Here is a 22046-nt window from a genome sequence, read left to right on the forward strand (position 1 = left end):
TTCTAATTTTAATTAGTACAAATAAAAAAGTAAATATCTATAAAATAATATAAATCATAAAAAATATAATATTAATTATTAATAAATTAAAAAACAAAAAATTATAAACTTTAAAATTTAGATTATAACTTATTATAATTAAAAAAATATATCATAAGAAAATAAGACCATATAAAATAAGAATAGAAACCCTAAAAATATAATCAGGACTCAATAAATAAAAAATTATTAATAAAGTTATTTGAATACAAAGACTTATACATTGTATTCAAACATCTAGTGTAAGAATCGTATCCATCATAATGACATATAAAAAATAATTAAATATATTTTGTAAAAATAATTAGATTAAAAGAGTTTACATTACAGTCACATTTAGTTATATGATATAGTTGTTGAAAGCAAACATAATTTATATAAAAAAGTTTTATGATTAATTGTACTCAAAAATCAACTTTAGAAAATACAAATCATAAATTAGGAAAATATAATAACTTTTTTAATTACATAATAAATACTTAAAATACAATGTGCCAAACTTACATGCAAATAAAATATAAATTTTAGCTTTATTGCCTATTAAATATACAATATAATCTACTTAATTTTTTTACATAACTATTTTAAAATTACAACATTTATATTCTGATAAAATTTTATAATATTACTTTATTAATCCAAGCATATGATTTCTTAATTTATCTCTATATTTTTTTATTGGAATAAACCACACTATTTTATCTATTAATTTTTTTATAAGAATTAATAGTCCATTTATTGTACTCTTTAATTTATTTACATTACCATCCAATTCATTTATTGTATGAGCTAAGATAATATTTCTCATATTAATAAAATGCATATGGTCTTTAATAATATCTTTTTCTTCATAACCTATATTATAAGATTTTTTTTCCGTATCATTTAAAAATATTTTTATTTCTTTAAAATAATTTACCGTAAGCTCACGAGACTCGTCTAAACAATTGTGGTAAATATTACATTTATCTATATCATTTAATATATTTCCTGAATATTCAACTGGTTTATATTTAAAATAATCAAATTTATTTGCAAATTTTCCATATATGATCACCTTTTTTTTCATCAAAGCTGACCAATATGCTGCATGATAAGAATTAGTTAATATAATATTTGATGATGATATAAAATTAACAATGTTTTCAATACTACTACTATTAGTGATAGTTTCATAATCAAAAACTTTTTGAAAAAATGCATGTCTAACTACTCCGATATCTCTTTTAATTAGATTAGAATCATAATCTAAATATGGAATCATACATGTAGCACAAGGTACATATTTTATATTAGATTCATGATTATAATCTCTTATAGATAATAACGCAACTTTATTAAATTGTATATCTTCTTTTACTATTTGATTTGGTCTATTATGGAACCCCAATGACCAAAATATAACATTATTAGATAAATCTAATAATCTATTTATATTGTGGTTATGACTATCATTATTATATAGTAATCCTCCTCCACCTATAATTACAGTATCAGATTTTTTTATAATTTGAAAATTAATATTCGAAATATTATGTATATAAATATCATATTTATATAAATCTTGAAAAAAATTATAATATCCGCATAACATATCTCCTATATTTTTATAATCTATATAATGTATATAATGTAACATAAAATTTTCCTTATATTAAAAACGGTTGCTAATATTTCATTAACAACCGTTATATTTATTTATGTTCTAATAATAATTTATTATAGAACAGGACTTTCATGCATAGCTTTTAAGCGAGCCCATCTATTATCAACATCTGCTTGGAATTTATCAAGTATGTCTTGATGTTTAAGAAGATGTTTAGTTTTACCCATTAATTTTAACCATTCAGTAACAGGTTGTTTTTTATCATCAGCTACCATATTAGTGATAGTAGTAATACCTTGTTCAACCTCATATAATGGGAAGAAACAACAATCAACAGCAGCTTTAATAATATCTTTACCCATATCATCAGGAGTTTTCCAGTTTAATGGACAAGTGATAAGAAGTTTAACGAAAGCAGTACCAACGTTATTAGCATACCATTGAGCTTTAGCAGCTTTTTTAACTAAATCTAAAGGATAAGCTTCACAACCAGTAGCAATATAAGGTATATGACAACCATTAAATATTTGAGCTACGTCTTTGTGACCAAATTGTTTACCAACTTCAGCTTTACCAACGTTAGAAGTAGAAGTTCTATGACCTAATGGAGTAGAGAATGATAATTGGTTACCAGTGTTCATGTATCCTTCATTATCATATTCTAAGATAATCATTTTGTGATTTCTAATAGCAGCACCAATAGAAGGTCCCATACCTATGTCATGACCACCGTCACCAGTAACCATTATGAATGTAGGATCTTCTGGTCCGTCTATTTCTCCTCTTCTTTTTCTTTCATGATACATTTCAACAATACCAGAAAGAGTAGCAGCACCGTTTTGGAACAAGTTGTGAACATAAGTAGTTCTATAAGAGCTGTAAGGATAACCAGTAGTAACAACCATAGAACAACCAGTATGTACCAAAAGTACAACAGCACCTTCTATACCTTTCATGAAAGTATTGATACCAGAGAATATACCGCAACCGTTACAAGCACCATGACCTTGAGCATAACGATAAGCTTTACCAGTTAATTCTCTAAGAGGCGGAACTTTAACATCAAGTTTATGAGTTTGTTCGTTCATAGTAACAGTGATACCAGATTTTTGACTCTCTAAAGTAAGAGGTTCATGAATAGGTTTCATTTTAACATTAGGATCACCCATATACTGCTCTAAGTAATCATGTTTAGCAACAGAACCAGCAGAAGCTAATTCTTTTAAACCTAATTCAAATAATTCTTTAGCTTTATCAAGAGTAAACTCAGTACCGCCAAGACCATAAACTCTGCTAACGATAGAAGATTTGTTGTTAGGATCATTTTTAAGAGCAGCTCTAATCTCAGTAGACATGTTACCGCCCATACCAGAATAAGTATCTTGTCTGTCCCCTACAACAACTACTTTAACATTAGCAAGTAATTTTTGTAATTCTTTTTCAGGGAAAGGACGAATTTGAGTAATAGCAAAAGCACCTATTTTAAGACTAGGGTTAGCTTTTCTCATTTCATCAACAGCCAAAGTACCAGTTTCATAAGCAGAACCGCAAAGCATTAAAGCAACTTCAGCATCTTCCATATTATGAGTTTCTATAGGAGAGTATTTTCTTCCAGAAAGAGAAGCAAACTCTTCAAATACTTCAGCAATAATAGCTCTAGAATCTTCTAAAGCTTGAGAAAGTTGTAATTTACTACCTGTTAATTCATCTTCATTCATGTAAGGCCCAATAGTAACAGGGTTTTTAGTAGGCTCAACAGAAGTAACTTCAGGAGTATATTTACCTAAGAAATCTTGAACATCTTTATCATTTTTGAAAAGGTGGATTTTTTTCTTTTGGTGAGAAGTAAAGAATCCATCAGAAGAAACAATGATAGGAAGTTTAGCTTTCTCAGCAATTTTTAATGCAAATATATTGAAGTCATAAACCATCTGAGTAGTATGAGCCATAATGATAATCCAACCAGTGTTAAGAGCCATCATTATGTCAGATTGGTCACATTTAATATCTAATGGACCAGAAACAGTTCTGTTTACAACGTTTAATACCATAGGAAATCTTGTTCCCGCTTGAACAGGTAATTGTTCCATAGCAAAAAGTAAACCGTTAGCAGAAGTAGCATTGAATACTCTACCGCCAGCAGTAGCAGCACCGTAACAAATACCAGCTGCACCATGCTCACCGTCACCGGGGATCATGCAAACAGTATGTCTGCCATTAGCTTTCATTTCATCTAAGTACTCAGCAATTTGAGTAGATGGAGTGATTGGGTAATAACCCATAACGTGATAATTGATTTGAGCGGCTGCAATGGCTGCTAATTCATTACCACTTTCAAGTATGTTTTCTTGCTCAGCAAGATTATATTTTTGTGCCATTTATACGCTCCTTATTATTTTTTATAACGACTGTATGTAAGTTTATCAACATCACAATTAGCTTCTACTTCTATTCTTAAAGCCTGCTGATCTTTTTCAAATTTACCAGAATAAGGTCCTTTAGGGCAAGCTCTAACGCATTTTAAACAACCTTTACAATATTGATAATCGATACCCATCATGTTCATAGCTGTTTTATTAGGGTCTTTCCTGTCTGGTCCTTTTTCCCAAACGATACAAAGGTCAGGACAAACAACTTCACAGTTAGCACAATCAATACAATTAGCAGGATTAAATACAGGTATATTACCAGTACGAGTAACTTGTAAGTCTTTTAAAGTAGAGTTACCAGCAGCACTGATGTATCCGCCTGTTAATTGGTTGTTTTTACCATATACAGGTTCTGGTTTTTTATAAGGAATATATGGATATTTGCCATCTGCTTTGAATTCTTTAACAACAGATTCACTTCCGCCTTTTCTGAAAGCCTCAATATTTGGCTCAACTAATTCAGCTTTTCTTCCGCCAAATTGTTTTCTAATTTGTTCTTCAAATTTAGCAGAATCTATGAAATCAAGCTGATTAACCATAGCACCCATAATAATAGTGTTAGCGGCTTGTGAAGGAAGTTTCAAATCATTAGCAATTTTTATTGCATCAACACAAACTACTTTACCACCATGTAATTTAGCAAAATCTCTTGCCTCATCAGGTGTTTTATTAGTGTTAAAAATAACAATAGCATCTTCTTTAACGCCAGCTAAAGTAAGAGGGTTTTTAAGAAGATTCATGTGGAACACTGCCACTACGTGGGGTTCTTCTACAGTAGAGTTTACTCTAACTTCAGTTTCTGAAAACCTTACAAAAGATTTTACTGGAGAACCTTTCTTTTCTGAACCATAACTTGAGAATGCAGCACCATAGAAACCTTGAGTTAAAACGCCTACTTCTGCAAGCATTTTACCAGCACTATTAGCACCCATTCCACCGATACTTTCGAGACGAATCTCGAAAAATCCTAAATCATTGACTTTTGGGAGTTTCACAGTTTTATTCTCCTTTATTATTAAAATATGTGATTTTTGGGTTAATACTCTTATATATCAACCTATATATTCTACTACAAAATATATAAAAGTCAAATTAAATATTATGAATATTTTATTTTTATCTATTTATTAATAAAAGTGCTGTTTGTTCATTTAATTATGAAATTATGAAAATACAAAAAAACATATTGTTAAAAAAGTATATTTATATTGTAATAAATACAAAAAAGAATATTCTATTAAATAATTAGGAGTTTATATGAAATATATAATTGGTGTAGATGTAGGAAGCGGAAGCGTGAGGGTTGGTATATTCTCTACTACAGGAGAAAGTATAATATTTAAAAGTAAAAACATAAAAATAAGAAAAACTGGAAATAATTTTGTAGAACAATCAAGTATGGATATTTGGGAAAGTCTTTGTTTTGTTATAAAAGAATCAATAAAAGAGGCTAAAATAGAGCCTAAAGATATAGTTTCTATGGGGTTTGATGCTACTTGTTCTCTTGTTGTATTAGATAAAGAGGATAAGCCTGTTAGTGTTAATCCTGATAACGATGATTATTGGAATATTATAATGTGGATGGATCACAGGGCTTATGAAGAGGCAGAATTTATAAACTCTAAAGATTATAATGTATTAAAGTATGTGGGCGGTAAAATTAGCGTAGAAATGGAAATGCCTAAGATTTTATGGCTCAAAAAAAATCTAAACTCTTCATATAAAAGAATAGATAAATTTTTCGATTTAGCTGATTTTTTACAATACAAAGCATGCGGCTCTTCAATAAGAAGTTCTTGTACTTTAGGATGCAAATGGACTTATTTGGTGCATGAAAACAGGTGGGATAAAGATTTTTTAAAAGATATAGGGCTTGATGATTTATTAGAAGGAGACAAAATAGGCTCAATTGTTAAAGAACCGGGCTCTTTAGCTGGCAATTTAACAGCTGAAAGTGCTAGAGAATTGGGATTACATGAAGGGGTAAAGGTAGCTGTAGGTATGATAGATGCTCATGCTGGCGGTTTAGGTTCCTTAAGAGATGAGGCTGATGATGTTATGGTGGTAGTAGCTGGAACTTCTGCTTGCCACATGATGAACAGAAACGATTCTACCTTTATAAACGGTATATGGGGACCTTATTATAATGCTATGGTTTCTAAGATGTGGCTTAATGAAGGAGGTCAAAGTGCTTATGGAAGCTTATTAGACTATACTTTAAGAAGTCATTCCTATTATAATACTATACTAAAAGAAGTTGATGGGGTACATAATAAAATCTACGATATTTTAAATAAAGAAGTAGAAAGATTAAGAGATATAAACCCTTTTACAATCAAAGATTTAAATGTATTAGACTATCATTATGGCAACAGATCCCCTAGGGCTGATGCTAAAGCGAGGGGAATGATTGTTGGTATAGATATGGCTGAAGATTTAGAATCTATGGCGAAAATATATTGGGCTGTTATTGACAGTATTTGTTTCGGTACCAAACACATTATAGATACTTCTAGAAATAATGGCTATAAAATCAATGATATAATAGTTTGCGGCGGTTTAACTAAAAATCCTTTATATATGAAAGAATTAGCAAATATATGCAATCAAGATATTTATTTTGCAGGGCATGATGAGGCTGTTGTATTGGGAAGTGCGATTATTGCTGCTATAGCTTCTGATATATACCCTACATATAAAGAAGCTTTAAGTAATATGGGTAAGTTAGGAAATAAAGTTGAGCCTGATAATAACTTAAAAGAATACTACAATAAAAAATATGAAATATATTTAACTATGTATGAAGACAAAATAAAATATGAAGACATTATGAAAGATTTTTAGATAAATATTTATAAAATTATATTTTTTATATTACAGAAAACCTATTTTCTTTTAGGATTTAAAATAATAAAATTAGGGCAAAGTATATTAAGAACTTTAAAAATCTCAAAATTTGTTTGACATACCTAAAAAATTATAATACTATATACCATATATAGGTAAATGAAAAATAATAGAGAGTCTAATAAAATGAAAAATAAATTTAATAGTTTAACAATACAAATCCCTATGGCAATTAATATATTTATTACTTCATTGCTATTTATATCAATATTCACATTAGTAAGTATGTCTTCTAAAGCCATAGATAAAGCAAATTATGATGGTTTTCAAACAACTGTAAAAGGATATACAACTTTTATAAATTCTTGGTCTGAAAATCAGCTTGTATTAGCAGATACTTATTCTTCATTATCATTTGTAATTAATTATATGATACAAAGAAATGTTGAAGCAGAAGCTAATATGCTAACTGTATTAGGATTAATGGGGGCAAAAAACCCTTATGTAATTAGTTTATCATTGGTAGAAAAAGACAGCACTATTATAAACAGCTCATCAAAGGCAGATGATATAAGCGGAAAAAAAATATCTGAATTGTTTCCAGATTTATGGCAAAAATTTGACAGTGTAAAAAAACCTACATTGTCAGACAATATATATAAAAATAAAGATGGTAAATGGATTATAGGTTGTATATCTCCTGTACTTTCAAGAACGGATCAAAGTTATTTGGGGGCTATGCTTGTAATATTGGATTGGTCTAAGGTTGTTGATGAGATGCTAATTAATATTGGAGATAATTTTGATAATGATAGAAGAATTTTTATTATTAATCAAAAAAATATTATAATGCATAATTTATTAGAGAATATTGGAAAAGAATTTCCAGTTGAATTTAATAATGTAATTAATGAAAAAGAAGGATATCTATCATTTACAGAATCATCTGTAGAGAAATCATGCTTCTTTTACTCTGCTAATACCCTTCCTTGGAAATTAGCAATTGCCATACCAAATAAATTATTAAATCAAAATAGAAATCAATTAATAATTACTGGAATTATTATAGGAATCATAGGAATTATTATTGGATATGTAATAGGATACTTCTATACAAAAATAAAAATTTCACCTCTAAAAATTGTAGCAAAAGAGGCAAAAGATATGTCAAAAGGAAACTTTGTATTAGAAGATCATAAATTCCAAAATAATGAAATAGGTGAAATAGCAGATTCTTTTAGAGAGATGAGAGATGCTCTATCTAATATAATTAATGAAGTTAACAACACTTCTCAAAAGATTAATGAATCAGCTTTAACATTATCTAGAGGAAGCGATGATTTAGAGAGAAGAACAGAAGAGCAAGCAAGCAGTTTGGAAGAAACTTCATCTGCAATACATCAAATGGCTTCTACAATAAAAAGCTCTACATCAAACTCTCTAGAAGGCAATAATATGATGGCATCATCTAAAGAAGCTGTAGAAAATGGTGCTAGAAGTATATCTGCAACTACAACAAATATAGAAGAAGTTTATGAAGACAGTGAAAAAATTAAAAGCATAACAAAAACAATAGAAGATATAGCTTTTCAAACTAACATACTTGCCCTTAATGCATCTGTAGAGGCTGCACGTGCAGGAGAACATGGAAAAGGTTTTGCTGTTGTAGCTTCAGAAGTAAGAAACTTAGCTCAAAATGCACAAACCTCTGCTAAAGATATAACATTATTAATAGACAACATATACGAAAAAATTAACAAATCTGCAGAAACTGCTAGAGAATCTAAATTAATATTTGATGATATACAATCAAAAGTAGAAAATACCGCTAAAATAATGAATGAAATAAGCACAACTGCCTTAGAACAAGAAACTTCTATAGAGCATATAAATACATCTATATCAAAAATAGATGATATTACAAATAAAAATGTTGCTTTGGTAGATGAGACAGCTATATCATCAAAAGAAATTTTAGAACAAGCACAAAATTTGCAAGAATTAATGAAATTCTTTAAGATGAATTAATTAATAAAAAATTGACATTAAAAATTATTATATATATAATCTTTTATATAAATAATAATTCTTGGAGAATTGGAGAAAACGATGAAAAAAACATTATATATAATTTTTGCTTTATCAATGCTAATTACTTCTTATGCTTATTCTAAATCTGTTGCAATAAGTGAAGTTCCTAAAAGTGCTATAGCATTTGCTGATAAATATTTTCCAGATAATTATTTATATAGAGCTTCTGAAATGTCTGGTACGTATATTTTAATATTCAAAGGCGGATTAAAAATATATGTAAACAATAGAGGAGAATGGGGCACTATAAGCGGCGGAGGAAATGAAATATCTATAGATTATCTTGAAGAGAATATAAAAAACGCTATAAAGAAAGAATTTCCAAATGAAAAAGTTATATATATACAGAAAAAAAGTAAAGATTACAAAATTGAATTCAAAAATAGACAAAAAATTACTATAGACTTTGACGGAAATATTAAAAAATAAAATTAAATATTATCTGCTAAATATTTAACAATATCATCTCTTACATTTCTGCCATAATAATCAAATTGTGCCTCTCGCATTTTTACAAGTTTTTCTCTATTATTAGCGATAAGTAAATCTATTTTGTTAAATATATCATCTGTAGATTTTGAATCTAAACCTAAACCATTTTGCTGTATATAAATAGGATTCTCTTCTTCCTGACCAGGCAAAGCCCCCATAGATACTATTGGGATAATACAATTAACTGCCTCTATTATAGCTGTAGGGCCTGATCTTGTTATCAATATATCATTCTCATGAAAAAGTTTTGCTATATCTTGTGTGTAGCCTATTATCTGAGGACTATAACTCCTTGAAGAATAAAATTGAGTTAGCTTATTGTATGTACTCTTATTTCTTCCGCATACTATTGTAACTTCACAATTATATCTGCTATAGAGATTTTTTATTATATATAGAAGTCTTTTAGTTTTTTCAGAATTGTTTAGTATTAATATTTTTAGTTTTCCGTCAATATTTGTATTTTTAATAATCTCTTCTTTGCTTGCAAAAGGGGCTGTAAAACCATCTCTTACAGGAAGACCAAATGTTATAAGCTTTTCTCTATCTATTCCATTTTTTATCATATATTCTGTAGCTTCTTTTGATGGGCTTATTATTTTATCTGCCCTATTATCAAACCAAATCTTTGTTATTGTAATCAAATCTGTAATAAGTATAAAAAACTTCACATCCAACTTATTTTTCTCTATGATATTTAATAAACTTCCGCTAAAAAGAGGATGAACATTTAAAATTAAATCTGGCTTATATTCTTTATAAATCTTTAAAAAACTTCTCTTAATTGTTATAGAATTATTTCTATTAATAAAATCTTTATTTTTAAATGAAAACTTAAAAATATTCTCCCAAAGTTTAGGAAAATATTTTACACACTGATTATAAAGTCTCTCTCCTGCTAATAAATCAGGTCCGCCTAAAGTAAAACCATTAACTACTTTTATTTCAATGCTATCTTTATATAATCTTTCAAATCCCTGAATAAGTGCGGTATGTACACTTTTATGTCCATGACCTGTATATTCTGAAGATATTATAAGTATTTTTTTCATTTTTTTACCTTTTACATAACTATTAATATATCATTAATATATTAATATTATAATAAAATGAAATCTTTTGTCAATCTAATTAATTATTTTAAATTATATTTCCTTCTTTATCAAAAGAAATTATTTTTCCATCATCAACTTTAAATTGATAGCCTTTAGATTTTTTATATATTGAGTTTATTTTGTTATATTTTTCTTTTATAGTGTTTATAATATTTGAAGGAATAAACTTATTTGCTTTTTCAAATGATATTATATTTCTATTGCCTATAATATTAATCCATTCACCCTTATAATTAAAATGTATAGAACTTCCGCCTTTAAATACTACAATATAAGTGTTACCACTCATTAAAGTATGATGAATAGTATAATCATTAAAATTATTTTCTATAAATTCTTTTGATAAATCTGGTATCCTCTCATAAGGTATTGGATTAAAATGTCCGCCGTCATCATCAAAAAATATATAGCCTGAGCTAAAAAAACTTAAAAATAGTAAAAATAAATAAAGCTTTTTCATTATTAATTTTCTCTATTATATTTATTATATAACTAATATATTAAATATAATAAAATATTTGTTATATTGTTTCAGCTTTTTTCCAAATATTATTAAGTTTATCTTGCAAAATAAGCGAAGATGCATTTATTATATAAATAAGGCTAAAAGGTATAACTCTTAAAATAGTAAAAATTCTATCAATATCATCATCTGTATAATTAGCACTAAGTGCAAAAATAATAATGCTAAATATTATATTAAAAAACAAAGCAATAAAAATAACAATATCTATCAAAACTATCATAACAGTTTTATCTTCAGTGTTATTCATTCCAATTTGAGTAGGCATTTCTTTATACACTATCTTACCATACTTGTAATACCAATATTTAAAATAAAGCCCGCAAGTAAAAAATCCAAATAATACTTCAATTAATGGGTTAATATCTTCTTTACCTGTGAAATCTTTTATTTCTGTTGTAGTTTTATATATCCAATAATAATAAAATAATCCACAGGTAAGTATATTAAGCAAAAGAAGTAAAGGAATTGGAAAGATTACTCCTTTTTTCATAAAAATTTTTTCTCCGAATTATTCCTAATTATTGCTCAGTAAAAAAAGCTTTATATAAAGCATTAATAGCCTTATTTAAATCTTTTTCTTTTACCCCTATCATAATACTAGCTTCACTAATACTCTGGTTAAGCATTTCAATATTAACATTAGCCTTCTCAATAGCATTCATAGCCCTAGCAGAAATACCAATAACCTCCTGCATTCCCTCTCCAACAAGCATTACTAAAGCTAATTCATTATCAAAGAAAACATTATCCACATTAAGCTCATCACGTACCCTTTCATAAATGCGTTTTTCTTTATCTGCTGTTAAAGTAGAACCTCTAACTATTACAGATATATTATCTATACCAGAAGGAGCGTGCTGATATGGTATGCCTTCATCTTCTATTATCTCTAATAATTTTCTGCCAAAACCAACTTCCCTATTCATAAGATATTTACTAACATAAAGACAAGAAAAGTCAGATTCTCCAGAAACACCAACAACAGGATTTTTTAATTTATCTCTTTTAGCAACTATTCTAGTACCTTTAGAAGCAGTGTTATTAGTATTAAGTATATGAACAGGTATATTAGCTTCATAAACAGGCTGAAGTGCCTCTGCATGAAGAACATTAAAACCGCCATAACTAAGCTCACGCATCTCTCTATATGTAAACTCATCTATAAGCTTAGGATTATCCACTATACTAGGAGAAGCAGCCAAAACTCCATCTACATCAGTAAAGTTTTCATATACTTCAGCTTCTACTGCCTTAGCAAGTATAGAACCTGTAATATCGCTTCCGCCCCTCGGGAAAGTTACAACATCTCCCTTTTGTGTATATCCAAAAAATCCGGGAAAAACTACTATAGCACTTTCATCTTTTAATTTAGCAAGATTCTTATAAGAAATATCAAGCACAGCAGCATTTCCAAACTCTTCTGATAATAACAACCCAGCATCTTTTGGATTAACATATTTTGCCTCTACTCCTAAACTATTAATATATGAAGCTACTACTTTAGCATTAATATCTTCTCCAAGAGCCTTAACCCCATCTGTAAACTTCACAGCAATACTTTTATCTTCTGATATTCTATTTTTTATGTCACTGTCGATTTCTTCTAAAAGCGAATGTGATAAACCTAAATCATCTATTATGCTTTTAAATCTCTCTAGTATTATCTTTAATTCATGATTACCGTCTTTTCCAGCAAGTATTGCATCAGCAAGTGCTATAAGCAAATCTGTAACCTTTGTATCTTCTTTTACCCTCTTACCCGGTGCAGAAACTACAACTATTCTTCTATCTTTATCAGATAAAACTATATCTACAACTTTTTTTATTTGTACAGCATTAGCAAGCGAAGAGCCTCCAAATTTTGCCACTTTCATTATTTAATATCCTCCGTAAAAACACAAATATATTACTATTTATAATAACATAAATAATACTTTTATTCAATTATCAATTAAAAAATTATTAAAATAATAATACGGAATTTTATGTTTAATAATTAATGAATTATTATATTAGAGAATTAAGCAATATATTTTCATAATTTAATTATATAACTAAAATGACGAAAATAGTTAATTGTATAGCTGTGTAGAGTGTAATAAAATATGATAAGCATTAAAAGAAGACGTCAAATAAAAGCAACTATTATAGTATCTTCAACACTAATAATAATTTTAGCTGTAGTACTAATAATAGGATACTATCCTTTTGGATTACATCAAAAAAACATGAAAAATATTAACATGCCTAAAGATAGTATTATGTATGTAAGTGCTAAAAGTATAAATGAAAGTATATCTAAATTTACAGGCTCTGTATATGCTTATAGAATATCACATGATGAATCTATGTATGATTTCTCCATAATGATAAAAACTATTGATGCTTTCTTTTATAATTTAAAAAATAATTCAAACTTTTTTGTAAAGCAATTTTCTAAAATTTTAACATCAAGAAATGCCTCTATACTTTTATGGAAATATAATAATAATCTTTCAAACTCTGAGTTATTATATTTATTTGATGTTGGTAAACTTAATACTTTTTTGGCAAATAGTTTTTTTAATTTAAAAACAATTAACATAGGCACTATAAAATATGAAATAAAAAAAGAGATATATAACAATTATAAAATATTTGGTTTAATAAGTGATAAACCTTTAATTTATTTTTCTTTTTATAATGGAATTGTAATAATTAGCAAAAATTATTCTAGTATAAGAAAAATTATAGATTTCTTTGATGCTAAAGCTGGAAGTTTTGAAGATATTAACATATTAAAAAACTCATCATTAGATTATAATCCTGATATTTCTTTTTATATAAACAAAAAATTATTTGATGATAATAAATGTGAAGGTTCTATGCTGTTTACTCCAATAAAATATTTTAAAGATGTATACGACATATATGGAAATATAAAACTATATGATGATAACGGCAAAATGGATATTTTTGTTGATTATCAATATGGCGGCTCTGATAAGTTTGAGCTTTATAATTTGAATAAAAAAAATAATATACAGAACTATTTGCCATATCAAAATACAGTTGTATATTTATCATTAAAATCCTATATTTCTGGACTATACCCTATTATATATAATGACTTAAAAAATAATAATGATACTAAGATAGAAAAAGAACTATTAAACTTATTTAATAAAATGAATAACAAATATTCTTTTTTAACTATCATTAGTGATTTATACGGAGAGATGGCATTAGCTTATATAGAATCAAGTAAAATAATTTATCCTGTTATGATATTTAATATAGAAAACTATGATAATATCTTACCAAAATTAGAAAATGAATTATTAAAAAAATATATTAACATTACAAAGTCAGAGAAAAATTATAATAATAGTTATATATATTCTTATACTTTTCCCGATGGTTCATCATTATATTATACATTTATAGATAAAATATACTTTTTCAGCGAAAATGTAAGAGCCATAGAAACAGCAATAAACAATATAAATACTAAAGATACTCTAAATGAAATAACAAAGAAAATAGATGATTATAATCCAAATTATATATTTACAATACAATTAGAAAAAGCAAATAGCATATTAAAATATTTTAATGTGCCTCTTAGAAATTGGAGCTATCCTAATAATTTAGTAATAGGAAGCACTATAAACTCAAATCATACGCATATAAATATAAACTTCGATGCAAATTTCACAAAATTAGAAAATAATTAATAGCACTATTTAAAATTATAAATTATAATTAATATTATTATTTTGTTTAGAGGATATATTAAAATGTATTTAAAAAACAAAGCAAAAAAAATATGGTTATCAATAATATCTAATATCAATTATGATAAATTAGACTCTTTACTTTTAAAGACTAAAGAAATATTTGCCGCTATGCAATCATCAGATAGACTTTATTTATTGAAAGACAAAATAGAATTATCTCTTAGTATGATAAAAGACTATATAAATGGTAATTATAAAAATGTTCCTTGGAAAGTAATATCTGCAATAGGTGCATCATTACTATATTTACTTCTTCCATTTGACGCCATAGCAGATTTTTTACCGTTAATAGGTTTGCTCGATGATGCTTTTATTATAGGGCTATGTATAAAATCTTTTAATGATGAAATAGAAAAATACAGAGTGTGGAAATATAAAATTTATGATTACACAGAATACGAAGATGAAAAATACAAATACAAAGAAGAAGAAGAAGAAGAAGAAGAAGAAGAAGAAGAAGAAACATCTAAAGAAAGAGAAGAATAAAAAATTACGCGTCTGAGAGGATTCGAACCCCCAACCGACGGAACCGAAATCCGCTGCTCTATCCAATTGAGCCACAGACGCTTTTTTAATTTTTATAAAATTTTTATAAAAATTAATGTTAATTAATTATCGGTAAATATTTTTATTATTATACAATATTATAGTTTAGGAGCAAATCTCAAACCTAATTGTAAACCTAAATCAAAACTATCAACGCTTGTATATTCATTATCTATAGTATTCTTTTGAGCCAAACCAAAATCATAGCCTAAATAAGCTCCAATATTCAAAGCCATTTTGGAACCAAAGTATATAGAATAATCAAAAGTAACTTTAACATAAGGAATAACATTTCTGTCATACTGCTCTATATCTTTTCTTTTTAAACTAGATGTCACTTTTTCATTGATACCAAGTATAGTGCTATCTACTTCATAAGCAGCTGTAATAGGTATCTTAACACCAGCACCAACCCCAATAGCAAATTGACCAATATTAATTTTGGGAAGCAGTCCAACTTGAAAACTATGAGTATACATGTTTAAGTTCATTTCAGTTTTTTGACCTAAAATATTAGACTCTAGCAAATACATTTTATAGCTGTCATAACTATATCCAAACTCACCCAATATACTAATACACAATTTGCCAATACCTATCATATAACCAATTTGAGCAGTAACACCAGAATCAAAACCAACCCTGCCTTTATCAGATAAAGCCTCATAAGTACCAGTAGGCACACCAATAGATAAACCCAAAGGTACATTAATTATAGTTTCAAAACCGCTGGCTGCAAATACTGTTATATTAGTTACAGCTAAAATAATAATTGTTAATAATAGTTTTTTAATTTTTTTCATTTTAGACCCTCCATAATATAAATGGTATATTAAAGAGGAAAAATATCAATAGTAATTGTTTTTATTAGGAAGGGCGAAAGACGGGACTTGAACCCGCGACATCCAGATCCACAATCTGGCGCTCTAACCAACTGAGCTACATTCGCCATAAAAGAAAAAAAGAGCCTTTGATTTAAGACCCTATGCGCGCCAGACAGGAATCGAACCTGTAACCTACTGCTTAGAAGGCAGTTGCTCTATCCAATTGAGCTACTAGCGCATTCGGGATGGTGAGACTCGAACTCACAACCCCCTGCTCCCAAAGCAGGTACGCTAACCAATTGCGCTACATCCCGTTAAATATGTTCCTCAATTATATATTAATTTCTTTTTTTGTCAACTAATTTATTATATTATTTTTATTTGATAATTACTTAAAACTTGACTTATTAAAAAAAAAATATATTATAAGTTTTATAAGGTTATAAATATTATGTCTAAATATATACTGCCAGAAAATGATATCATTAGAACTGCAAATTGGATAAGCAATTTTCTAATAAGAGAAGGATATCATATTGATTATACTCTTCAAAGCTTAAAAGAAATTGATAAGTTCTTCAAAGAAAAAATAAATAAAATATTAGAAAATGATGATAATAATAGAAACTTTATATTTGCTATAGCTGCATATATTGGCGAAATTATTAAAATGAATTTTGATGGAAAGTGGAGTATATCCAGAGAAATTGATTTGGATGACGAAGCTATAGGTATAGATTTTAAAAATCATAAAACAATATATCCGCTTAATATAACATTAGAGCTTATTCAAAAACAATATACATTAGAACAATATATAAAAGAACATTTTAATACATATATTTAAAAAAGGATTTTCGCTTATGATGAGTTTGAATGAAATTTTAGATAACGTAAAAAAATCGTATATAATGCTGGATTTAAAGGCAAATAACAAACAAGAAGCTATAAGTGAAATGTTAATATATGCAGAATCTAATGGACTTAGAATAAATATTTCTAAAACTATTGATTGTATGTTTAAAAAAGAAAATATTATATCAAGCGGTTTAGGTTATGGCGTAGCTTTTCCCCATTTAAGGACTAAAGAAGTTCAAGAAAATGAATTAATATTTGCAATATCAAAACCCGGTATTAACTATTATGCTCTAGACCAAAAACCTGTTCATCTGCTTACAATGTTTTTAACCCCTATAGATAAAAGCGATAAATATTTACAATTATTATCACTTATGACTAAAATATCAAAATTAAGTATGTATACTGTATTATTATTAGAATCAAAAAGCCAAGAAGAGTTTAAAGATAAATTAGTAATTATGGTAAAAGACATTATAGGCGGTAAATAAAATGAGAAAAGTAACAGCTATAATACCTGCAAGATATGATTCTACAAGATTTCCAAAAAAGCTCACTTATGAATTATTAGGCAAGCCTATAATTATTGCTGTTTATGACAATGTTAAGGCTACTAGAAATATAGATGATGTTATAGTGGCAACAGATTCTAAAGAGATAATGGACATATGCGAAAAAAACAATGCTAAAGCTGTTATGACATCTGTGCATCATACTTCTGGCACCTCAAGAATAACAGAGGTTGCTAAGAATATTGATTCTGACATTATTATTAATGTTCAGGGTGATGAGCCATTAATTAATGAAGATGTGCTTAAACCTGTTATAAATGCTTTTGATGATGAAGATGTTGATATAGCTACTTTAAAAACAAAAATTGATGATTTTAGTCCTTTAATTAAAGATGAAAATGCTGTGAAGGTGGTATGCGATTATAAAGATTATGCAATGTATTTTTCAAGGGCTACTATTCCGCATAAAAGATTTGACCAAGATATATTAGTAAAATATTATAAGCATATTGGGGTTTATGCTTTTAGAAGAGAGGCTCTTTTAAAAATAGAAACATTGCAAGAATGCGAATACGAAAGAATAGAAAAGCTTGAACAGTTAAGATGGCTTTATAATGGCATGAAAATCAAAGTATTAGAAACTAATCATTTTATACATGGAATTGACACAAAAGAAGATTTAGAGATTGTTCAAGAGTATTTAAAAAAAGAGGCATTAATAAAATTAGGAAATAATGCTTAAAAAATTCTTTACTATAATTTTTAATATACTTTTTCCAAATCATTGCATCATATGCAAAAACATTATACAAAGTGATAATATGAATTATATATGCATAGATTGCATTAACAAATTAAGCTATATTCATAAAGATGATTATATAAGATGCAATCGCTGTGGAAGAATAATAGACACAGAAGATTCAACTTGTATATGCTCATACGAAAACATTTATTTTGATGAATGCAAATCAATGCTTTATTATGATGATAAAACAAGCAATTTAATTCATAAAATGAAGTTTAGCCATAGATATTTAATTTGCAAAGATTTTGCTGCCATGCTTTCTTTTTATTATAAAGATTATATTAATAAATTTGATGCTGTTTCATTTGTACCGCTTGGAAAAAATAGACTGCTTGAAAGAGGTTATAATCAAAGCGAACTTATAGCAAGACATATATCTAAAATAATAAATATACCATTAATAGAAAATATAATAATTAGAAAAAAAGAAAGTAAGCCTCTTAGCATGATAAAAGGAAAAGAGTTAAGAGAGAAAACAATAAAAAACGCTTTTAAAATAAACAAAAAATATAAATTTGATAAAAGCAAAAAAATAAATATCTTAATAATAGATGATGTATTTACAACAGGTTCAACTTTAAATGAGATGTCATTAGAATTAAGAAAATTGGCGTTTATAGAAAGAATAGGCGTACTTACGGTAGCGTCAGCGAGATAAAAAATTATTATATTAGTTACCAAAATATATTTTGAGTTTTTGTTTGTGGTGGCTTTGCCCCCACACCCCCACTTCTTTTGCCGATAGGCACCTACTCGGTATTGGTATAAAAGAAGCAAAAGAACTGCATTTAATTAAGTCTAACTTTTTATGCATAGACAAAAACATGATATTATTTTAGCTTTATATATTCCATAGATACAAAGCTATAACACTTGCACTTTTTGGTTCTTTTTGCTGCGGGAAAAAGAACAATAAAAGTTGAAAATTAAAAAATTATAATTAATATTATATATCAATAGTTTTGAAACAGTTATAATAAAAAACTAAATATTCATTTCTTTCTTTAAATAATTCGCTTTAATAACAAAGTCTTCATTCTCTCTAAAAAACTCTTCTCTATCAAGCTTCAATAATTCTCGCATCTCATCTTTTGCCTTACGCATAATCTCAGCATCTTTTACAATATTTCCAATCTTAAAATCTGCTATACCGCTTTGCTTATCCCCTAAAAACTCTCCAGCACCTCTAAGCTCTAAATCTTTTTCAGCTATTTTAAATCCGTCAGTAGTTTCGCATATAACATTAATTCTTTCTTTTATTATATCATTAAGCTCACTATGAAGTATTAAGTAACAATAGCCAAGCTTATCGCCACGCCCAACTCTTCCTCTAAGCTGATGAAGCTGCGATAATCCAAAACGCTCTGCACCTTCTATTAATATTGTCGTGGCGTTGGGGTTGTCTATACCCACTTCGATTACCGTTGTTGAAAATAGCACCTTTATCTCACCGTTTGAAAACCTATTCATAATATATTCTTTCTCTTCATCTTTCATCTTGCCATGTATTATTTCTATATTAATATTTTCAAAATAGGTTTGCTTAGCCCTCTCAAACTCGCTCGATAAAGTAATTATGCTGCTGTCATCATTCTCTATAAAAGGAAAAACCACATACCCCTGCTCGCCTTTTGCTATTCTGCTTTTTAAAAACTTATAACAATGATCCCTCTCATATAACTCTTTATATTTGGTAAGTACTCCCTTTCTTCCTTTTGGCATACTCTTAATAATAGATAAATYCAACTCACCAAACAAGGTTAAAGCCAAAGACTGAGGTATTGGTGTTGCAGTCATTAATAGATAATCAACATTATTTCCTTTTGACAATAATTTATTTCTCTGATTAACTCCAAATCTCTGCTGTTCATCTACTATAGCATAAGAAAGATTTTTAAATATAACCTCATCATATAATATAGAGTGAGTTCCTACTAATATATGAGTTTTACCTTCTCTAAGTCTTTTTAATGTATATGCTCTTTCATTTTGACTGATAGAAGAAGTAAGTATATCAATTTTAATAACATCTTCTAAGTTAGCATTTTTTATTATTTTTTTAAAAGTATAATAATGCTGCAGTGCTAATATCTCTGTGGGGGCTAAGAAAGCTGTTTGAAAATTAGATTCTGTTGGTATTAATGCTGTTAGAAATGCAACAATAGTTTTTCCTGCCCCAACATCTCCCTGAAGAAGCCTAAATAATTGCCTATTAGAAAACATATCTTTTTTTATCTCTTCTATAGCGTTATTTTGGTCGTCTGTGAGGCTAAATCCTAAACTTAGTTTTACTCTCTCTAACAAATTACTGCTATTATACCTTTTTTCTTTTATAAGTATATTTGGTCTTCTCTCGCTTAAATGTATATACTGAAAAGTTAAAAACTCTTCAAACACTAAACTCTCTCTCGCCTCATCTAATGCCTCAAAAGATGTAGGAAAATGCATCTCCATTATAGAGCTTACAAAACTTTTTAATCTGTACTTTTTTTTGATAACCTTTGGTATATCATATTGCATATTCTTTTCAAATTTTTCTAATTCGCTAACAATTAAAGTTCTTAATTTTTTTTGAGAAAGCCCTTCTGTAAGCGGATATATAGGCACTATTTTTCCGTAAGATAAAGAATTGGAAGAAGGCTTTTCAAACTCCACAAACCTGCATTGCACCTTTCCTCTCATATTGCGAATAAACTTTCCTGTGAGAAATAATTTAGCTCCCTTAGTTGCACCAGCAGGAATGCGTCCTCCATATATAGGAACTTCGCATAATGTGATGCCGTCTGTTACTATAATTAAAGGCTTCTTTCTAAACTGAAAAGTAAAACTCCCCACATCTATAACTTCAACATACACCACGCAGTTTTTATCTGAACTTTTTAATGCTTCATTTATCTTTAATGTATTTCTTCTATCTTCATAAGTCCTTGGAAAAAATGTTATTAAATCATAAAGTGTGAATATATTTTTTTTAGCAAGTGTTTCTGCGTATTTTGGTCCTACGCCTTTTACATATTTTATATCTGTAGTAAAAATCTCTTTATTGTAGTCTTTCATATAACAACCATTTTATACTAATATATATTATTTCAGCATAAAATTCTATAATAAAATTTATATAAGAAAATTCATTGACTTTTTAGCAAAAAAATATATAATCGCTAGAATAAAAATAATATTAAATACTTCGCTTCATGAAAATATGAAGCCTTGTCCAAGGAGTTTACAAAAATGAGAGAATATGAAATTCTTTTCGTTACAGAGATAAATGACTCTGTACATCAAAAAGCAAAAGAACATGTCAAATCAATTCTTCAAAACTACAACTGTGAAATATTTAATGAATCAGATTATGGCATTCACAGACTAAGCTACCCTATTCGTAAAGTAAATGAGGGTAAATTCTATTTCTATCATTTCAAATGTGATGGTAAAAGCTTACAAACAATTGAAAAAGAATTAAGATATGAGCTTAGTATATTAAGATTTATAATAGTTCGTTTAGATGAAATTATGCAAAAAAAAGAAACTAAAAAAGAAGAAGCTAATAGTCAAGAAGCATAATTAATCATTA

The 22046-nt window shown here is 27.7% G+C and carries 19 protein-coding genes and 4 tRNA genes; 10 read left to right on the forward strand and 13 right to left on the reverse strand.

Features of this window, described 5'->3' with window-relative positions:
- Positions 1–664 precede the first annotated feature (664 nt).
- The 3 genes from GQX97_RS10985 to GQX97_RS10995 form a co-directional block, all read right to left on the reverse strand.
- Positions 665–1678 (reverse strand): polysaccharide pyruvyl transferase family protein, encoded by a 1014-nt coding sequence (locus GQX97_RS10985; protein ID WP_157152002.1) that lies wholly within the window; start codon positions 1676–1678, stop codon positions 665–667.
- A gap of 80 nt (positions 1679–1758) precedes the next feature.
- Entirely contained in the window at positions 1759–4023 is a 2265-nt protein-coding gene (locus GQX97_RS10990; protein ID WP_157152003.1) for a thiamine pyrophosphate-dependent enzyme, read from the reverse strand.
- Between the two features lie 14 nt (positions 4024–4037).
- Positions 4038–5069, reverse strand: a complete 1032-nt coding sequence (locus GQX97_RS10995; RefSeq protein WP_157152004.1) for a 2-oxoacid:acceptor oxidoreductase family protein — start codon at positions 5067–5069, stop codon at positions 4038–4040.
- A gap of 262 nt (positions 5070–5331) precedes the next feature.
- Here GQX97_RS10995 and GQX97_RS11000 point away from each other — a divergent pair, with 262 nt between their 5' ends.
- The 3 genes from GQX97_RS11000 to GQX97_RS11010 all read left to right on the forward strand — a co-directional run bounded on the left by GQX97_RS11000 (position 5332) and on the right by GQX97_RS11010 (position 9441).
- On the forward strand, positions 5332–6918 hold the full coding sequence (locus GQX97_RS11000) for an FGGY-family carbohydrate kinase (protein ID WP_157152005.1): 1587 nt from the start codon (positions 5332–5334) through the stop codon (positions 6916–6918).
- A 189-nt stretch (positions 6919–7107) separates the two neighbouring features.
- Entirely contained in the window at positions 7108–8949 is a 1842-nt protein-coding gene (locus GQX97_RS11005; protein ID WP_157152006.1) for a methyl-accepting chemotaxis protein, read from the forward strand.
- Between the two features lie 81 nt (positions 8950–9030).
- Positions 9031–9441: a PepSY-like domain-containing protein gene (locus GQX97_RS11010; protein WP_157152007.1), complete on the forward strand. Its 411-nt coding sequence runs from the start codon at positions 9031–9033 to the stop codon at positions 9439–9441.
- Between the two features lie 2 nt (positions 9442–9443).
- Here the strand turns inward: GQX97_RS11010 and GQX97_RS11015 are convergent, their stop codons facing one another.
- The 4 genes from GQX97_RS11015 to GQX97_RS11030 form a co-directional block, all read right to left on the reverse strand.
- Positions 9444–10556, reverse strand: coding sequence for an MGDG synthase family glycosyltransferase (locus GQX97_RS11015; protein ID WP_157152008.1), 1113 nt, complete (start codon positions 10554–10556; stop codon positions 9444–9446).
- An 88-nt stretch (positions 10557–10644) separates the two neighbouring features.
- Positions 10645–11079, reverse strand: coding sequence for a PepSY-like domain-containing protein (locus GQX97_RS11020; protein ID WP_157152009.1), 435 nt, complete (start codon positions 11077–11079; stop codon positions 10645–10647).
- 61 nt (positions 11080–11140) lie between these two features.
- Positions 11141–11635, reverse strand: a complete 495-nt coding sequence (locus GQX97_RS11025; protein ID WP_157152010.1) for a DUF4234 domain-containing protein — start codon at positions 11633–11635, stop codon at positions 11141–11143.
- 28 nt (positions 11636–11663) lie between these two features.
- A complete protein-coding gene (locus GQX97_RS11030) occupies positions 11664–13019 on the reverse strand; it encodes an aspartate kinase (RefSeq protein ID WP_157152011.1) in 1356 nt (451 codons plus the stop codon).
- A gap of 231 nt (positions 13020–13250) precedes the next feature.
- On the opposite strand from GQX97_RS11030, the gene GQX97_RS11035 reads away from it, so the two are divergent.
- Positions 13251–14861, forward strand: a complete 1611-nt coding sequence (locus tag GQX97_RS11035; protein ID WP_157152012.1) for a hypothetical protein — start codon at positions 13251–13253, stop codon at positions 14859–14861.
- A 63-nt stretch (positions 14862–14924) separates the two neighbouring features.
- On the forward strand, positions 14925–15410 hold the full coding sequence (locus tag GQX97_RS11040; RefSeq protein WP_157152013.1) for a YkvA family protein: 486 nt from the start codon (positions 14925–14927) through the stop codon (positions 15408–15410).
- Positions 15411–15417: 7 nt separating this feature from the next.
- On the opposite strand, the gene GQX97_RS11045 is transcribed toward GQX97_RS11040, so the two are convergent.
- The 5 genes from GQX97_RS11045 to GQX97_RS11065 all read right to left on the reverse strand — a co-directional run bounded on the left by GQX97_RS11045 (position 15418) and on the right by GQX97_RS11065 (position 16608).
- Positions 15418–15491: transfer RNA gene (locus GQX97_RS11045), tRNA-Arg, on the reverse strand.
- Positions 15492–15568: 77 nt separating this feature from the next.
- The gene (locus GQX97_RS11050) at positions 15569–16273 is read right to left on the reverse strand and encodes an outer membrane beta-barrel protein (protein ID WP_157152014.1); all 705 of its coding nucleotides are present in this window, start codon (positions 16271–16273) and stop codon (positions 15569–15571) included.
- Positions 16274–16344: 71 nt separating this feature from the next.
- Positions 16345–16420 (reverse strand) — tRNA-His (locus GQX97_RS11055).
- 38 nt (positions 16421–16458) lie between these two features.
- Positions 16459–16532, reverse strand: a tRNA-Arg gene (locus GQX97_RS11060).
- Positions 16533–16534: 2 nt separating this feature from the next.
- Positions 16535–16608, reverse strand: a tRNA-Pro gene (locus GQX97_RS11065).
- Positions 16609–16745: 137 nt separating this feature from the next.
- Here GQX97_RS11065 and GQX97_RS11070 point away from each other — a divergent pair.
- The 4 genes from GQX97_RS11070 to GQX97_RS11085 are packed head-to-tail and all read left to right on the forward strand — an operon-like array spanning position 16746 to position 19130.
- Positions 16746–17141 (forward strand): hypothetical protein, encoded by a 396-nt coding sequence (locus GQX97_RS11070; RefSeq protein ID WP_157152015.1) that lies wholly within the window; start codon positions 16746–16748, stop codon positions 17139–17141.
- Between the two features lie 16 nt (positions 17142–17157).
- On the forward strand, positions 17158–17643 hold the full coding sequence (locus tag GQX97_RS11075) for a PTS sugar transporter subunit IIA (protein ID WP_157152016.1): 486 nt from the start codon (positions 17158–17160) through the stop codon (positions 17641–17643).
- A 1-nt stretch (position 17644) separates the two neighbouring features.
- Positions 17645–18406, forward strand: coding sequence for a 3-deoxy-manno-octulosonate cytidylyltransferase (gene kdsB / locus GQX97_RS11080; RefSeq protein ID WP_157152017.1), 762 nt, complete (start codon positions 17645–17647; stop codon positions 18404–18406).
- On the forward strand, positions 18399–19130 hold the full coding sequence (locus tag GQX97_RS11085; RefSeq protein WP_157152018.1) for a ComF family protein: 732 nt from the start codon (positions 18399–18401) through the stop codon (positions 19128–19130). Before kdsB ends, GQX97_RS11085 begins: the two co-directional genes overlap by 8 nt.
- A 326-nt stretch (positions 19131–19456) precedes the next feature.
- On the opposite strand, the gene recG is transcribed toward GQX97_RS11085, so the two are convergent.
- Positions 19457–21529: an ATP-dependent DNA helicase RecG gene (gene recG, locus GQX97_RS11090; RefSeq protein ID WP_157152019.1), complete on the reverse strand. Its 2073-nt coding sequence runs from the start codon at positions 21527–21529 to the stop codon at positions 19457–19459.
- A 174-nt stretch (positions 21530–21703) separates the two neighbouring features.
- Here recG and rpsF point away from each other — a divergent pair, with 174 nt between their 5' ends.
- Positions 21704–22036, forward strand: a complete 333-nt coding sequence (gene rpsF, locus GQX97_RS11095) for a 30S ribosomal protein S6 (protein WP_157152020.1) — start codon at positions 21704–21706, stop codon at positions 22034–22036.
- The last annotated feature ends 10 nt before the right edge of the window (positions 22037–22046 follow it).

It is taken from the genome of Brachyspira sp. SAP_772 (assembly GCF_009755885.1).
GTDB lineage: Bacteria > Spirochaetota > Brachyspiria > Brachyspirales > Brachyspiraceae > Brachyspira.

Coding starts and splice junctions, on each gene's coding strand:
- GQX97_RS10990 (WP_157152003.1), bottom strand. CDS start 4,023: ATGGCACAAAAATATAATCTTGCTGAGCAAGAAAACATACTTGAAAGT.
- GQX97_RS11000 (WP_157152005.1), top strand. CDS start 5,332: ATGAAATATATAATTGGTGTAGATGTAGGAAGCGGAAGCGTGAGGGTT.
- GQX97_RS11025 (WP_157152010.1), bottom strand. CDS start 11,635: ATGAAAAAAGGAGTAATCTTTCCAATTCCTTTACTTCTTTTGCTTAAT.
- GQX97_RS11015 (WP_157152008.1), bottom strand. CDS start 10,556: ATGAAAAAAATACTTATAATATCTTCAGAATATACAGGTCATGGACAT.
- GQX97_RS11005 (WP_157152006.1), top strand. CDS start 7,108: ATGAAAAATAAATTTAATAGTTTAACAATACAAATCCCTATGGCAATT.
- rpsF (WP_157152020.1), top strand. CDS start 21,704: ATGAGAGAATATGAAATTCTTTTCGTTACAGAGATAAATGACTCTGTA.
- GQX97_RS11030 (WP_157152011.1), bottom strand. CDS start 13,019: ATGAAAGTGGCAAAATTTGGAGGCTCTTCGCTTGCTAATGCTGTACAA.
- GQX97_RS11020 (WP_157152009.1), bottom strand. CDS start 11,079: ATGAAAAAGCTTTATTTATTTTTACTATTTTTAAGTTTTTTTAGCTCA.
- GQX97_RS11075 (WP_157152016.1), top strand. CDS start 17,158: ATGATGAGTTTGAATGAAATTTTAGATAACGTAAAAAAATCGTATATA.
- GQX97_RS11010 (WP_157152007.1), top strand. CDS start 9,031: ATGAAAAAAACATTATATATAATTTTTGCTTTATCAATGCTAATTACT.
- GQX97_RS11070 (WP_157152015.1), top strand. CDS start 16,746: ATGTCTAAATATATACTGCCAGAAAATGATATCATTAGAACTGCAAAT.
- GQX97_RS11040 (WP_157152013.1), top strand. CDS start 14,925: ATGTATTTAAAAAACAAAGCAAAAAAAATATGGTTATCAATAATATCT.
- GQX97_RS11085 (WP_157152018.1), top strand. CDS start 18,399: ATGCTTAAAAAATTCTTTACTATAATTTTTAATATACTTTTTCCAAAT.
- GQX97_RS11035 (WP_157152012.1), top strand. CDS start 13,251: ATGATAAGCATTAAAAGAAGACGTCAAATAAAAGCAACTATTATAGTA.
- GQX97_RS10985 (WP_157152002.1), bottom strand. CDS start 1,678: ATGTTACATTATATACATTATATAGATTATAAAAATATAGGAGATATG.
- GQX97_RS11050 (WP_157152014.1), bottom strand. CDS start 16,273: ATGAAAAAAATTAAAAAACTATTATTAACAATTATTATTTTAGCTGTA.
- kdsB (WP_157152017.1), top strand. CDS start 17,645: ATGAGAAAAGTAACAGCTATAATACCTGCAAGATATGATTCTACAAGA.